Source organism: Streptomyces thermoviolaceus (assembly GCF_045209695.1).
GTDB classification, from domain to species: domain Bacteria; phylum Actinomycetota; class Actinomycetes; order Streptomycetales; family Streptomycetaceae; genus Streptomyces; species Streptomyces thermoviolaceus.
This window is the reverse complement of sequence record NZ_CP109280.1, coordinates 4,031,289-4,046,257: the sequence shown is the minus strand read 5'-3', so window position 1 is coordinate 4,046,257 and position 14,969 is coordinate 4,031,289. Positions and strand designations below refer to the sequence as shown.

The 14,969-nt window shown below is 73.2% G+C and carries 12 protein-coding genes; 2 read left to right on the top strand and 10 right to left on the bottom strand.

The genetic code is table 11. The annotated features are described in order from the left end of the window. Positions 1-143: 143 nt before the first annotated feature. From OG899_RS17725 to OG899_RS17680, 10 genes are all read right to left on the bottom strand, one after another. Positions 144-419, bottom strand: a complete 276-nt coding sequence (locus OG899_RS17725) for a hypothetical protein (RefSeq protein WP_125498842.1) — start codon at positions 417-419, stop codon at positions 144-146. Positions 420-699: 280 nt separating this feature from the next. Then, entirely contained in the window at positions 700-1,629 is a 930-nt protein-coding gene (locus OG899_RS17720; RefSeq protein ID WP_189428280.1) for a hypothetical protein, read from the bottom strand. Positions 1,630-1,895: 266 nt separating this feature from the next. After that, a complete protein-coding gene (locus OG899_RS17715) occupies positions 1,896-2,135 on the bottom strand; it encodes a chaplin (protein ID WP_125498840.1) in 240 nt (79 codons plus the stop codon). 309 nt (positions 2,136-2,444) lie between these two features. Then, complete coding sequence (locus OG899_RS17710; protein ID WP_125498839.1) at positions 2,445-2,909, bottom strand: chaplin; 465 nt, start codon at positions 2,907-2,909, stop codon at positions 2,445-2,447. A gap of 135 nt (positions 2,910-3,044) precedes the next feature. Next, positions 3,045-3,278, bottom strand: coding sequence for a chaplin (locus OG899_RS17705; RefSeq protein WP_125498838.1), 234 nt, complete (start codon positions 3,276-3,278; stop codon positions 3,045-3,047). A 184-nt stretch (positions 3,279-3,462) separates the two neighbouring features. Further along, the gene (locus tag OG899_RS17700) at positions 3,463-3,744 is read right to left on the bottom strand and encodes a hypothetical protein (RefSeq protein WP_125498837.1); all 282 of its coding nucleotides are present in this window, start codon (positions 3,742-3,744) and stop codon (positions 3,463-3,465) included. Between the two features lie 431 nt (positions 3,745-4,175). After that, the gene (locus OG899_RS17695; protein ID WP_189428281.1) at positions 4,176-5,048 is read right to left on the bottom strand and encodes an ABC transporter permease; all 873 of its coding nucleotides are present in this window, start codon (positions 5,046-5,048) and stop codon (positions 4,176-4,178) included. Next, positions 5,045-7,702: a CocE/NonD family hydrolase gene (locus OG899_RS17690; protein ID WP_189428282.1), complete on the bottom strand. Its 2,658-nt coding sequence runs from the start codon at positions 7,700-7,702 to the stop codon at positions 5,045-5,047. Before OG899_RS17690 ends, OG899_RS17695 begins: the two co-directional genes overlap by 4 nt. A 243-nt stretch (positions 7,703-7,945) precedes the next feature. After that, positions 7,946-9,448: a CoA-acylating methylmalonate-semialdehyde dehydrogenase gene (mmsA, locus tag OG899_RS17685; protein ID WP_125498835.1), complete on the bottom strand. Its 1,503-nt coding sequence runs from the start codon at positions 9,446-9,448 to the stop codon at positions 7,946-7,948. A gap of 911 nt (positions 9,449-10,359) precedes the next feature. Beyond that, positions 10,360-11,403 (bottom strand): zinc-dependent alcohol dehydrogenase family protein, encoded by a 1,044-nt coding sequence (locus OG899_RS17680; protein WP_125498834.1) that lies wholly within the window; start codon positions 11,401-11,403, stop codon positions 10,360-10,362. Positions 11,404-11,686: 283 nt separating this feature from the next. Between OG899_RS17680 and OG899_RS17675 the strand changes: the two genes are divergently transcribed. Together OG899_RS17675 and OG899_RS17670 are read left to right on the top strand one after the other, a co-directional pair. Beyond that, complete coding sequence (locus tag OG899_RS17675) at positions 11,687-11,905, top strand: heavy-metal-associated domain-containing protein (protein WP_125498833.1); 219 nt, start codon at positions 11,687-11,689, stop codon at positions 11,903-11,905. A gap of 121 nt (positions 11,906-12,026) precedes the next feature. Beyond that, positions 12,027-14,318 carry a cation-translocating P-type ATPase gene (locus tag OG899_RS17670; protein ID WP_189428283.1) on the top strand — a complete coding sequence of 764 codons (2,292 nt, stop codon included), beginning with the start codon at positions 12,027-12,029 and terminating at the stop codon, positions 14,316-14,318. Positions 14,319-14,969 lie beyond the last annotated feature (651 nt).

Here is a 14,969-nt window from a genome sequence, read left to right as displayed (position 1 = left end):
GCTCCGGTCCCGGGACTGTGCCGGTGACCGTGTCACCGAAGCCGTAACCGCAGCGGTCGCCGCAGGGTCACCGTGGGGTGCGCCGGACGGAGCAACGGGCGGATCCAGTCGACGGACGGGCAGCGAGCGAAGCCGCCCGGGGCTCACTGCACCGGCAGGCCGCCGAGCAGCGGGGCGGTCTCGTCGTTGATGCGCTCGGTGGTGCCTTTCACCCTGTTGAGCAGCGAGCCCTGCTTCTCGCTGTCCAGCGCGTGCGTCTGGTGATGCACCGGCATCACGTCGAGGGGGCCCTCGGTGAGCGACGTGACCGCGCCGTTGACGCTGGTGGGCGCCGCGGGGGCGTGGGCGAACGCGGGCGCGGCAGCACCGGCGGCGACCAGGGATCCGGCGAGGACTGCGGCGGCCTTCAGGGTCTTCATCGTGCTTCCTTTCTCCGTCGCCCCTCCGCGGTCTGCGTCGCCGGAGGGGGCCGCCGTGCCTAACGAGCCGCGGCCGGGCCGGAAACCCCGGGAGCGGGAGATGGCCGAGTCGTCATATGAGATCTCCGTGGATCCGGGGCTGTCCGTGGAGAGGCCGCCGCACCGGCCGAGGACGATGCGGCGGCTGATCGGGCTCGGGCTTCGGGCGCGGCCTGTGCCGTTGCCGGTCGGGGTGATGTGTCCGGTCCGTACGAGCCTTCGGTGCGATCAGGAGGGGCCGTCAGAAGGCCTGAGGAGCGGTCGGCGAGGCGGGGACGACGGCCGAGGGCAGCGTGTCGGCGGTGCTCCCGGTCTGCGGCACGGTCGTCTCCGCAACGGCCGGCTCGGGCACGGCCGGCTCGGGCACGGCCACGTCGGGGAGCACCAGTTCGGGCAACGTGACGCCGGGGACGGTGGCCCCGGCCACGGTGATGCCGGGGACGGTGACGGCCGGCAGGACCGTCACCGGGGTGGCCAGGGCAGGTGCCGTCGTCGTCGGAGTGGTGGCTGCGGGAGGGGCGGTCGTGAGGGTGGTGGTCGTGGGAGTGGTGGTCGTGGGAGTGGTGGCCGTGGGGTCCTGCAGCGCGGGCGCGGGGGCGGTGGAGGGCGTCGCGGGCTGGGCGAGGTCCTGCAGGACACCGGTGACCAGCGTGCCCAGGTCGTCGACCAGGACGGTGACCGCCGGGAGGATCTGGGTGACGTCCTGGGACGTGGTCGCGTTCAGCAGGCCGTCGAGGTCCTTCTGCGTGGTGGCGAGCAGGTCGTCCACCGGGTCGGTGTCCTGCTGCCCGCTGAGGGGCGAGGCGGCCTGGGGCGGTGCGAGCAGCTGTGCACCGGTCGGCGGTGCGACGGGGGCGACGGTCAGCTGGGCGAGGGCGTCCCGTGCGGCATCGCCGAGCCTTTGGGCGTCGACGACGGTCAGGGTGCCGTTGTCGGCCGTGAGTACGGCGGCGAGCAGGTCGTGGACCGGAGCGAGGCGGCCCCCGAGGTCACCCAGGCCTTCGATCCGGTCGAGCAGGGCGTCCGCGGCGGGCAGAGGCGTCCTGGGGGCCGTGGCGCCGAGGGGCTCGGGTGCCGGGTCGGCCGCCAGGGCGGCCGGGGCACCGATCCCGGTGAGGACGGCCGCACAGAGTGCGGTGGACGCGATGTGCCGGGCGGGCAGACCTCGCATGAGGGATTCCTTTCGATGAGCCTGTGATCTTGTGCTCACCGTGGAAGCGCCGCACCTGCCCCGCAACTCGGGAGGGTCCGACGGAGCGTCACCAGCGTGACAGTGCTGGTCCGTTCGGGAACGACATGGTTCCGTCGGTCGGTCGGCGACCGAGGTGACCGGACGTCAGCACCGGGAAAAACAACGCCGGTCGCTCTCCCCGACCGGATCGGCGCAACGGAGGAACGGGCTGCGGGGAGAGCGACCGGACGACGTGGGCGTCGGCGTCAGCGGTTGGCGCAGGCGTTGCCGAACGCCGGGTTCAGCACGCCGACGATGTCCACGGTGTTGCCGCAGATGTTGACCGGCACGTTGACGGGGACCTGGATGGTGTTCCCCGAGATCACGCCCGGCGAGTGGCTGCTGTCGCCCTTGGCGGTGCTGTCGGCGGCGGCGACGCCGGCCCCTCCGGCGACAGCGGTGACGGCGACCGAGCTGAGGACCAGGCCCTTGGCGATACGCGACATGGAGAAATACTCCTTGGGGTCGATGCAACACACCCGGGCGGAAATGCCCGGCGCTCCGGTCAACGCGTGTGCTCCGTTGGAGTTCTGCCGCCGATGGAGTGATTGCTGTGCGGCCTGTCCAGGTCGGACAAGCATCTGGACGTCTCGTCGTACGCCTGCGCCCCTCGGCCGACGAGTCTCCCCAGCCGGGGGCGCTGCGGAGGTAACCGGCGACAGGCATGCGGAAGCCGCCGTTCCCGCCCTTCGGAAAAGGAAAGGGAACGGCGGCTCACATCGGTCGGAGCCGGTGTTCGGCCCGCCGGACAGGCCCTAGCGGTGCGCGCCCGCGGCCCGGCCACGGCGGTACAGGATCGTCCCGCCGGCAACCAGTGCCGCGCCGGCAGCCGAGGTCGCCAGCAGGGCCGCGGTGTCGTCGCTACCCGTCTGGGCCAGCTGCGGAGGCTCCTGCGGCGTCTCTTCCCGAGGAGTCTCGCTCGGCTCGGACGGCGGAGTCTTCGGCTGAGGCGTCGTCGGGGTCGGCGTGGGCTTGTCCGCGACGTTGGCGCACTTGTTGCCGAACGCCGGGTTCAGCGCCCCCGCCACGTCCACGGTGTTGCCGCAGACGTTCACCGGAACCTCGATCGGCGCCTGGATGGTGTTGCCGGACAGAAGACCGGCCGAGTTGGTGGCCTCGCCGTCCGCCTGGGAATCGGCGAAGGCCTGGCTGCCGTACAGGGACAGGACACTCGTCGCGGCGGCCGCCGCGAACACGCCCCTGCTCAGGGTCTGTCGCAATCTAGTTGTCTTCCTGCTCGAAGCTGCACGAAGCCGCTTGAAGGGTGGGAACCTGCCTGAGCCGGTCCCGGACGGTGCCTATGCCCGTCCGAGACGGCCCCTGCCCCGACCGGGACGGCCGGGGAGGCGGTGACGTCAGTCGTCGTTGACGCACGCGTTGCCGAACGTGGGGTTCAGCGCGGCGATGAGAACGTCGACGGTGTTGCCGCACACGTTGACCGGAACGTGCACCGGCGCCTGGATGACGTTGCCGGAAACGGCGCCCGGGGAACGCTCGGCGGAGCCCGTGGCCTCGGCGTCGGCGAAAGCGGGAGCCGCCAGTCCGAGGGCCAGGACGGCACCGCCCACGGCAGCAACGCTCTTCTTCATGGATGTTTCCCTTCTTGGTGGATCCCGTGGATCCCCGATGACGGTCGGAAACCGGGGAGCGCGGCCTGTCCGGCCGCGCCAGAGACGAGAATGAGACCGGCCGGAATACCGGGGAACGCGAATCGCCCGGCGATTCACCCGAATGTCCCCGCCGCGCGGACACCGCTGCGACGGCCCGGGCGGATCAGGCACATCGACCGGACCTCAGGACCGGCGTGTCCCGGACACCGACGAGCCGCCGCATGCCGGCGCCGGTGAGGCCGAGGTCGGCGTACGACGCGTCGTACGGGCCGGGGACCGACGACAGCCGAGGGTTGCCGTCCCCGTTCGTCGCCGCGTCGCCGGGCGCGACGGCGCGCTCGTTCTCGAGGGCCGGGCCGCCGTCCTTGCTGCCGGCGAGCGCCACGGGAGCGACCACCGTCGGCGTCCCGGCGGCAGACGCGGCGGCCGATGCCGTCTTGAGCACTGCGCGTTCCCTTCCTCGTGGTGGTGCAGGCCCTGCCGACTCGCACAGGTCCTACGGATTCATCAACACGACGCGGGATGTTTGGTTGCGGGGGTTCACCCGGTTGGCCCGCAACAGCAGGCGAATGTCATTCCGTCACCGAGTCCGGAAAACACATGACATGCCTGCTGCGGCATCGCGGAGGAGAACGTAAGGGAATTCGGTTCCGCGCAGTTCCACGCATGCGGAAGTGCGGTGGTGCCGATCTGTCCACGGGATCGGGTCCACGGGATCGGGGGTTCAGGGAAGGACGGGGTTCAGGGAAGGACTGGAACGACGCTGCGTCGATGGCGGGCCGCCGCTCCGGCCGGCCCCGGCCCGCACCGGTGGCTTCCCCGCCACCGGGACCGGCTGTTCCTCCGTACGACGTCTACGACACGACCGTACGACGTCTACGACACGACGTCCTTGCGGGCGAAGCCGCGTAAGGCCAGGGCGAAGAAGACGAGGGCGCAGGTGACGGAGACGGCCGTTCCCTGGATCATGCCGGACCATTCCGGGCGCGGCTGCACCACGTCCACCCAGGCGAACTGCCAGTGCGCGGGCAGAAAATCCCGCCAGTGTCCGAGGGCGGTGACCGCGTCCAGGACGTTGCCGACGATGGTCAGTCCGACCGCGCCGCCCACCGCGCCCAACGGCGCGTCGGTCCGGGTCGACAGCCAGAACGCCAGTCCCGCGGTGACCAGCTGGGAGACGAACAGGTAGGCCACGGCCACGGCCAGCCGTGCGGCGGCCGTGCCCGCGTCGAGCGTGCCTCCGGTGGGCACGTGCAGCGGGCCCCAGCCGTAGGCGGCCGTGCCGACGGCGAGCGCGACCAGCGGCAGCAGCACCATCGCGGCCAGGCTCAGGACCAGGGCGACGACCAGCTTGGACCACAGCAGCCGGGCGCGGGGCACGGGCGCGGCGAGCAGGTAGCGCAGGGAGGACCAGCCGGCCTCCGCGGCGACCGTGTCGCCGAAGAACAGCGCGACCGGGATCACCAGCAGGAAGCCCGCCGACACGAACAGGCCGACCGCGGCGAAGTTGGGGCCGGAGGCGGTGGCGGTGTCCATGAGGGTCACCCGGCTGCCGCGCCCGCCGGGTTCGCCGCCGATCGCGAAGGCGGCCACGAGCACGAACGGCAGCACGGCGAGCAGGCCGAACACGACCGCGGTGCGGCGGCGCCCGAGCTGCCGCACCAGCTCGACCCGCAGCGGCAGGGTACGGCCCGGACGGTAGCCCGGGGCCGCCTCGACGGGCTCGGTGCCCTCGGTGGGTGTGCTCACGCGGATCCTCCGATCAGGCTGAGGAAGGCGTCCTCCAGGCGGCGGTGCGGACCGAGGGACGTCACCGGCACCTCCAGCCGGACCAGCTCCACGACCAGACCGTCGGCGGTGCCGCCGGACTCCAGGCGGACCAGCAGGCCGTCCTCGGTGCGGACCGCGGAGGCCACCTGCGGCAGCGCCGCGATCTTGTCCAGCACCGGCTGCTCCACGGGCGCGGCGGTGCCCACGAGCAGGGTGTCGCCGTTGCCGGTGATCTCGCCGGTCGGGCCGGCCTGGACCAGCCGTCCGCGGTCCATGACGACCAGGTGGGTGCAGGTCTGTTCGACCTCGGCCAGCAGATGGCTGGAGACGATCACCGTCCGTCCGCCGGCCGCGTACCGGATCATCACCTCGCGCATCTCGCGGATCTGGGGCGGGTCGAGGCCGTTGGTGGGCTCGTCGAGGATCAGCAGGTCGGGCAGGCCCAGCATGGCCTGGGCGATGGCCAGGCGCTGGCGCATGCCCTGGGAGTAGGTGCGCACCGGGCGTTCGAGAGCCTCGCCGAGGCCGGCGATCCGCAGGGCCTCGTCCAGGTGGGCGTCCTCGGCGGGCCGTCCGGTGGCCTGCCAGTACAGGCGGAGGTTGTCCCGGCCGGACAGGTGGGGCAGGAACCCGGCTCCCTCGACGAAGGCACCGACCCGGGACAGCACGGGTGCGCCGGGCCGCACAGCGTGCCCGAAGACGCGGATCTCGCCACCGTCCGGCCGGATCAGGCCCATGAGCATGCGGAGTGTGGTGGTCTTGCCGGCGCCGTTGGGGCCGAGCAGGCCGAGGACCTGGCCGCGTTCCACCCGGAAGGACAGGTCGCGGACGGCGTACCGGTCGGCCGATCGGGCGTAGCGCTTGGTCAGGCCGGTGATCTGCAGGGGGACGTCGGCGAGTGCGGGGTCGGGGGCCGGGGTGACATCGGCGCGGCGCCGGGCGGTCAGGACCAGGGCGAGGGCGAGCACGGCACCGGCGGCGGGCAGCCACCACACCCACGCGGGCAGCGGGGCGGGTGCCGTGGTCACCGAGGGTGCCGTGGGTACCGTCAGGTCGCTCTTCAGGGAGACGGTGTAGGTGGCCGGGGCGGCCGGGGAGGCGTAGCCGAGGTCGGTGGAGGCGAGGACCAGGCGCAGGCGGTGGCCCTTGAGCACCTCGTGGTCGATCGCGGGGAGGGTGAGGGTGACGTCCTTGCCGGTCTTCGCGCCCGTCACACGCACGGGTGTCACCAGCTGGGCGGGCAGCACGGGCCGGCCGCCGCCCGGTGCGACGTCGTAGAGCTTGGCGAAGAGCACCGCGTCGTCGCTGGTGGCGCCGATGTGGACGGTCACCGTGGGCGATCCGGTGATCCGCAGGTCGCTGCGCAGAGGTGCGGTGTCGAAGCGGGCGTACTGGCCGGGGAAGTCCAGTGCCGCGCCGACGCCGAGGGCGGACAGCCGGGCGAGCGAGCCGCCCGTGTCGCCGAGGCCGGGCAGGGCGGAGACGGCGGGTGGGGAGCCTCCGGCGGGGTTGGCGACGTGCTGGGCCGGGCCGGTCAGCGGGATGGAGCGCGGGCCGCTCGCCAGTCCTGGGTAGGCGGGCGCGGTCGCGCCGCGCAGCACGGCCGCGCCGTCGGTGGAGTCGACGCCCGAGGTGCGGGTGACGCGGAAGGCGGGGCCGGTGCCGGCGGACGTGTCGCCCTTGAGGTACCGGTCGAACCAGGTCTTCGTCCGGGCCTGGACGCGGTCGGTCTCCAGGTCCCTGCCGTCGTGGCCACCGGCGATCCAGTCGACGTCGACGGGGGCGCCGTTGGCCCGGACGGCCCGGGCGGCGGCGTCGGCCTGTGCGAGCGGGAACAGCGAGTCCTCCTGGCCCTGCACGAGCAGGGTGGGCACCCTAATCCGGCCGGCCACGGCCGACGGGGAGCGCTCCTGCAGCAGCCGGCGGGCGTCCGCGTCCGGCTGCCCGGACCGGGCGACGCGCTGGTACATGCGGCACAGTTCGGGTTCGAACGCCGTGCAGCCGCCGCCGGAGTTGACGAAGACTCCCGCCCAGAGCTTCTTGAAGACGCCGTTCGGGAACAGGGCGTCGGCGAGGTTCCAGTAGGTGATCTGCGGGACGATGGCGTCCACCCGGCGGTCGTGGCCCGCGGCGAGCAGGGCGACGGCGCCGCCGTAGGAGGCGCCGGCCACGCCCACGCGCGGGTCGCCGGGCCGGTCCAGCCGGACCTGCGGCTGCCGGGCCAGCCAGTCGATCAGCTCGGTGACGTCGGCGACCTCGCCGGACGGGTCGTTCAGCCCGATCTTTCCCGTGGACCGGCCGAAGCCGCGCGCGGACCAGGTCAGCACGGCGTATCCGTCGCGCGCCAGGTCCTCGGCCTGTCGCCGCATGTCGTCCTTGCTGCCGCCGAAGCCGTGGGCCAGGAGGACGGCGGGGTGGCGGCCGGTGCCGGCCGGGGTGAAGTACGAGGTGTCCAGGCGGACTCCGGCGGCCGTGCTCAGCGTCCGGTCGGTGCGGTGCACCGCGGGCGGGTCGTCGAGCGAGGCGGCCGTCCACGTCCCCGCCCCGGCGAGCAGCAGGGCGGCGGCCCCGGCGGCGAGCAGCCGCCGGGGAGCGCGCAGCAGCCCGCGCGAACCGGGCCAACGAAGATCCATGGGTCAACGGTACGGTCCGCCGCGGACATCGGCGGCCGCCTGTGGACAACTCCGCTGCGTCGCCCTGTGGACGACTCAGCCGCCCCCGGCCTGTGGACGACTCCACCGTGTCGGCCTGTGCACGACGCCGTCGCGTCGTCCGCAGGCGGCACGGCGCGGGCACGGTCGCCACAGGCGGGCGTCCGGACGAACGTGCGCGGCCGTCCGGAGTCCGGACGGCCGCGACGGCGAGCGGTGAACCGGTCAGTGGTTGCGCGGGAATCCGAGGTCGACACCGGCCGGGGTCTCGGACGGGTCGGGCCAGCGGGAGGTGATCACCTTGCCGCGGGTGTAGAAGTGGGTTCCGTCGTTGCCGTAGATGTGGTGGTCGCCGAAGAGGGAGTCCTTCCAGCCGCCGAAGGAGTGGTAGCCCACCGGCACCGGGATCGGCACGTTGACCCCGACCATGCCGGCCTCGACCTCCAGCTGGAAGCGGCGGGCCGCGCCGCCGTCCCGGGTGAAGATCGCGGTGCCGTTGCCGAACGGGGAGGCGTTGATGAGGGCCACGCCCTCCTCGTAGGTCTCCGCCCGCAGCACGCACAGCACCGGGCCGAAGATCTCGTCCCGGTAGGCCTTGGCGGTGGTCGGCACCCGGTCCAGCAGCGACAGCCCGATCCAGTGACCGTTCTCGTAGCCCTCCACGGTGAAGCCGGTGCCGTCGAGGACCACCTCGCAGCCCTCGTCCGCGGCGCCCTTGACGTAGGACGCCACCTTGTCGCGGTGTTCGGCGGTGATGAGCGGGCCCATCTCGGAGGACGGGTCGTCGCCCGGGCCGATCTTGACCTTCTCCGCGCGCTCACGGATCTTCGCCACCAGCTCGTCGCCGATCGAGCCGACCGCGACGACCGCCGAGATGGCCATGCAACGCTCTCCCGCCGAGCCGTAGGCGGCGGAGACGGCGGCGTCGGCGGCGGCGTCCAGGTCGGCGTCCGGCAGGACCAGCATGTGGTTCTTGGCACCGCCGAGGGCCTGCACCCGCTTGCCGTGCGCGGAGGCGGTGGCGTGGATGTGGCGGGCGATCGGGGTGGAGCCCACGAAGGACACCGCAGCGACGTCCGGGTGCTCCAGCAGGCGGTCGACGGCCACCTTGTCGCCCTGGACGACGTTGAACACGCCGTCGGGCAGCCCGGCCTCGGCCAGCAGCTCGGCGAGCTTCAGGGAGGCCGACGGGTCCTTCTCGCTGGGCTTGAGCACGAAGGCGTTGCCGCAGGCGATGGCGATGGGGAACATCCACATCGGCACCATCGCCGGGAAGTTGAACGGCGTGATGCCGGCGACGACACCGAGCGGCTGCCGGATCGCGGCGACGTCGACCCGGGTGGCGACCTGGGTGGACAGCTCGCCCTTGAGCTGCACCGGGATGCCGCAGGCCAGGTCGACGATCTCCAGGCCGCGCGCGACCTCGCCGAGCGCGTCGGAGTGCACCTTGCCGTGTTCGGCGGTGATCAGCTCGGCCAGTTCCTCGCGGTGAGCGTCCAGCAGGGCACGGAACCGGAAGAGAATGCTGGTCCGCTGGGCGAGCGAGGAGTGCCGCCAGGTCGTGAACGCCTCCTTGGCGGCGGCCACCGCCGCGTCCACCTCGTCCACGGTGGCGAAGGCGACCTTGGTGGTGACCTCGCCGGTGGCCGGATTCGTGACCGGCCCATAGGTCCCCGAGGCGCCTTCGACGGTCTTCCCGCCGATCCAGTGGTTGACGATCTTCGTCATGCCGGGTCACTCCTTCGCAGATGGCGGCCTCGGGCCGGCAGGTGCCGTTCACAACGCTCGTGGGCCTCGGCCGGCGACCGTCCGGTCCCGGTCTCGGCCACCCTTACATCCCAGCAGTCCGCGGCCCCGGAACGCGCCCGACACTGTGTCTGCGGTTTCGGCCGCCGCGTAGACACATGGGTGGGCACAGGGGCACCGGCGCGCCGTGCGGGCGGCTGCTCCTGCGGCCCGTCCGCGCACACACGGCTGCGCACGGGCGCGCGGCTGCCCGCAGGCACGCGGCTGCGCGTCTGCGCCCGGCCGCACGCGGGCGGACGGTCGTGTGCGCGCGGACGGTCCGGGACGAGCACGGGGTCGGCGGGCACCTCCGGCGCGGGGCCGTGACGGGCGGGGAGTCTGCGCTCGCCTTCGCTCCTGCCAGGGCGAAGCGGCCTGCCGCGCCGGAGGCGATCAGGGGCCGGGCGCCTCGGGACGACCGGGTACCCGCACCCGGATTCCGTCCACCGCCCGGTGTCCTGGGGTCGTCGTCCGCCGTGCCGCGGTGTACCTGCACGGTACAACCGCCGGGTGCCGGGGCGGCGCGCCGAGCGCCGTCGCGCGCGAGGGGCGTGCGTCCGTCCGTGCGCCCCACGGCAGGGGACGCGTCGTGACCGCGCGCGGCGGCCGGGTCGTCGGGCATCGGTCTCCCCTCGCGTCGACTGCCCGGTGACACCGCCGGGTTTCGACTCCCACGGTTCTAATGCCGGATCAGAACACCTGTCAACGGATTGTCCGGACATACGGACGAGTAACGAGGGGTTTCGATGTGCGGGCGGCGAACCGGAGACGGGGAGCGGCGCGGCCTCGGCCGTGCCGGGCGGGCGACGTCGGCGGGGCGTCCGCACCCGGATGGCGTCGGCGGCGGTACCGGTTCAACGCCACGGCTCGACGACCGTGACCCCCGCACCCGCGGCCGTGCCCATCGCCGCGAGCGCCTCCGGTGCGGCGTCCAGCCCGATGACCGAGGTCACCAGCAGATCGGGCCGCAGGACGCCCTCCGCGACCAGGCGCAGCATCTCCGGGTAGGCGTGCGCGGCCATGCCGTGGCTGCCGAGGATCTCCAGTTCCAGAGCGATCGCGCGGGCCATGGGGACCGGGGTGGTGCCGTCGGCCGAGGGCAGCAGGCCGACCTGCACATGGCGGCCGCGGCGGCGCAGGCCGTTCACCGAGGCGGCACAGGTGACGGGCGAGCCGAGCGCGTCCAGGGAGACATGGGCGCCGCCACCGGTGATCTCGCGGACCGCCTCAGCCGCATCCGGCGCCGCCGAGGCGTCCACACAGGCGGCGGCGCCGAAGTCACGGGCCAGCTCCAGGGCGCGCGGCGAGACGTCGACGGCGACCACCCGCGCCCCGGACGCGGCCGCGATCATCACCGCGGACAGCCCCACTCCCCCGCAGCCGTGCACGGCCACCCACTGCCCGGCGGCCACCCGCCCCTGCTGGACGACCGCACGATAGGCGGTGGCGAACCGGCAGCCGAGCGCGGCGGCCGTGGCGAAGGAGAGCCGCTCGGGCACGGCGACGAGGTTGATGTCGGCGTGGTCGAGCGCGACGTACTGGGCGAAGGAACCCCAGTGGGTGAAGCCGGGCTGGGTCTGCCGTTCGCACACCTGCTGGTCGCCGGCCGCACAGGCGGCGCAGGATCCGCAAGCGCAGACGAACGGCACGGTCACACGGTCGCCGGGCCGCCAACGGGTCACCCCGGCACCGGTGGCCTCCACCACCCCGGCCAGCTCGTGGCCGGGCACATGGGGCAGGGTGATGTCCGGGTCGTGGCCCTGCCAGCCGTGCCAGTCGCTGCGGCACAGCCCGCTGGCCTCGACCCGCACCACGACTCCGTGCTCCGCGGGCACGGGGTCGGGCACCTCGCGCACCTGTGCGGGCTCCCCGTACCGCTCGAACACCACCGCGCGCATCCGCCGCCTCGCTTTCCCCGGTCACCGTGTGCGGACGCCACGCTAACCACTGGGCGCGGTGCGCACGTCGGCGGCGCCCCTGGGGGCGCCCGCGCCCGCGGCTGACTGCGTCTCGGAGCGCATCGGGGCATCGGGGCATGCCCGGAGCATGTGCACGCGCCACTTTTGGAAACCCATACCCCCTAGGGGTATAGTCGGGCGTGTGCGGGTACCCGGGGCGTGTCCGGACGGGCGCGCAGCCCCAGTCCCGCCGGTCCCACACGTGACCTTCGAGGAGAGCGACATGACCACCGTGACCACCGTCTACAAGGTGAGCGGGATGAGCTGCGGCCACTGCGAGGGCGCCGTCTCCACCGAGATCTCCGCGCTGCCCGGCGTCAGCTCCGTCAAGGCGGTGGCCTCGACCGGTGAGGTCACCGTCGTCTCGGCGGCGCCGCTCGAGGAGGAGGCGGTGCGCGCCGCCGTGGACGAGGCGGGCTTCGAGCTCGTCGGCCGCGCCTGACCCCCGCGCGACGCGCCCGCGCCGAACCGTGCGCGCGTCGTATCATCCGCCGGCACCGGACCGTGGTGAGCAGCCGATACTGGTTGTGGACGGTCCGGTCCGTTCGTCTGGAGTAGCGGACATGACCAGCAGCACCAGCAGCACCAGCAGCACCCCCACCGCGGCGTCCCCGGACGCCGGGACCCGTGAGGTCGAGCTGCTCATCGGCGGGATGACCTGCGCGTCGTGCGCGGCCCGCGTGGAGAAGAAGCTCAACCGGATGGACGGCGTCACCGCCACGGTGAACTTCGCGACAGAGAAAGCCAAGGTCAGCTACCCCCCGGGGGTAGAGGTCGCCGATCTGATCGACACCGTGGTGCGGACCGGCTACACCGCCGAGGAGCCCCCGCCGCCCGAGCCCGAACCGCAGCCCGAGCAGACGCCGGCCGGAGCCTTGACGGCGCCGTCGGCGGCGGAGGCGGAGCAGGCCGCGGCTCGGCAGCGGCTGGTCGTCTCCGCGGTGCTGGCCGCTCCGGTGGTGCTGCTGTCCATGGTCCCGGCCCTGCAGTTCGACAACTGGCAGTGGCTCGCCCTGACCCTGGCCGCACCGGTCGTGATCTGGGGCGGCCTGCCCTTCCACCGGGCGGCGTTCACCAACGCCCGGCACGGCGCGGCCACCATGGACACGCTGGTCTCGATCGGCACGCTGGCCGCGTTCGGCTGGTCGCTGTGGGCGCTGTTCCTCGGCGACGCGGGCCGGCCCGGCATGCACGACGAGTTCCGGATCACCGTCTCCCGGATGGACGCCGCCTCCACGATCTATCTGGAGGTCGCCGCCGGCGTGGTGGCGTTCATCCTGCTCGGCCGGTATCTGGAGGCCCGCTCCAAGCGGCGTGCGGGTGCAGCGCTGCGGGCGCTGCTGGAGCTGGGCGCCAAGGACGTCGCCGTGCTGCGCGGAGGCCGGGAGGTGCGGATCCCGGTGTCGGCGCTGGCCGTCGGGGACCGGTTCGTCGTCCGCCCCGGCGAGAAGATCGCCACCGACGGCACGGTCGTCGAGGGCGCGTCGGCCGTCGACGCCTCCATGCTGACCGGCGAGTCGGTGCCGGTGGACGTGGGCGTGGGCGACGCGGTCACCGGCGCCACGGTCAACGCGGGCGGCCGGCTGGTGGTCGAGGCCACCCGGGTCGGCGCCGACACCCAGCTGGCGCGGATGGCGAAGCTGGTGGAGGACGCGCAGAACGGCAAGGCGCAGGTGCAGCGGCTCGCCGACCGGATCTCCGCGGTCTTCGTGCCGGTGGTGCTGCTCATCGCCCTGGGCACCCTGGTGGGCTGGCTGTTCGTCAGCGGTGACGTGACCGCCTCGTTCACCGCGGCCGTCGCGGTGCTGATCATCGCCTGCCCGTGCGCGCTGGGACTGGCCACGCCGACCGCGCTGATGGCCGGCACCGGCCGGGGCGCCCAGCTCGGCATCCTCATCAAGGGCCCGGAAGTGCTGGAGTCCACCCGGCGCGTGGACACCATCGTCCTGGACAAGACCGGAACGGTCACCACCGGCCGTATGACCCTGCAGGAGGTCCACGCCGCCGAAGGCACCGACGACAAGGAACTGCTGCGGCTGGCGGGCGCCCTGGAGCACGCCTCCGAGCATCCCGTGGCCCGCGCGATCGCTGCCGGCGCCGAGCAGGCGGTCGGCCCGCTGCCCACGGTGGAGCACTTCGAGAACGTCCCCGGACGGGGCGTGCGCGGGCGCGTGGAGGGGCACGAGGTGGCCGTGGGGCGGCTGTTCGACGAGCTGCCCGAGGACGTGGCCCGCGCCCGCCGGGAGGCCGAGGAAGCCGGCCGGACGGCCGTCGTGGTCGGCTGGGACGGGGCCGCGCGGGGCGTCGTCGCCGTGGCGGACGCGGTGAAGGACACCAGCGCCGAGGCCGTACGGCAGCTGCGGGAGCTGGGCCTGCGGCCGGTCCTGCTGACCGGGGACAACCGGGCGGTGGCCGAGTCGGTGGCGCGCACCGTCGGCATCGACCCCGCCGACGTCGTCGCCGAGGTGCTGCCCGAGGAGAAGGTGGAGGCCGTCCGGCGGCTGCAGGCCGAGGGACGGACGGTGGCCATGGTCGGTGACGGCGTGAACGACGCCGCCGCGCTCGCCACCGCCGACCTGGGCCTGGCGATGGGCACGGGCACGGACGCCGCGATCGAGGCCGGCGATCTGACGCTGGTGCGCGGCGATCTGCGGGTGGCCGCGGACGCCATCCGGCTCTCCCGGCGGACCCTGGGCACGATCAAGGGCAACCTGGTCTGGGCCTTCGGCTACAACGTGGCCGCTGTGCCGCTGGCCGCCGCCGGCCTGCTCAACCCGATGATCGCGGGGGCCGCGATGGCGTTCTCCTCGGTGTTCGTGGTGAGCAACAGCCTGCGGCTGCGCCGCTTCCGCTGAGCCCGCGCACCCGAAGCCGGCCGCGACGGGTGCGCGGGCAGAACGATGCGCCCTCGGGGAACCGGGGGCGCATATTCTCAAGAATCGGTCCTGACCTCACATGACCTCTTCACAAACCCCGCGCATCTTTCCTACGCTTGGGCCTCGATCGCCATCGCACTTCTGTTGCGCATCGCCGGCATGCGCAAGAGACACAGATCACAGTGGAATGAACGTAACCATCGAAGGGGTTCAAAGGTCTAAGTTGGCGATGTCAGGAAGCGTCTTGGGGGGCGCGTACTGACAGTCGGGGATGTCTTGGGGGACTTCCCCGAAGCTGCGGTGCCGGGGCACGTACGCAGGGAAGCTTTGAGCGGCCCTCCCGGGCGTGCGCTGTCCCGGCAGATCGCACGCATGTGCACGGCATGCAGGACATGCAGTACAGCGATTCAGGCGCTGGTCCACACAGACGCCCGGCCCGGATCCCGTGGGGGGAATCCGCACCGGGACATGGGAAGGCGCCCTGGCCGTCGGCCCGTGGGGGGACCGGCGCGCCCGGGGCGCCTTCCGCTCTGCCCGCGCTGTCCGCTCCGCCCGGCCGCTGTCCGCGCGCGGCTCGACGACGGACGAGGCCGGTCACCACGACGGACGACGACGGCCGCGAAAACGCCG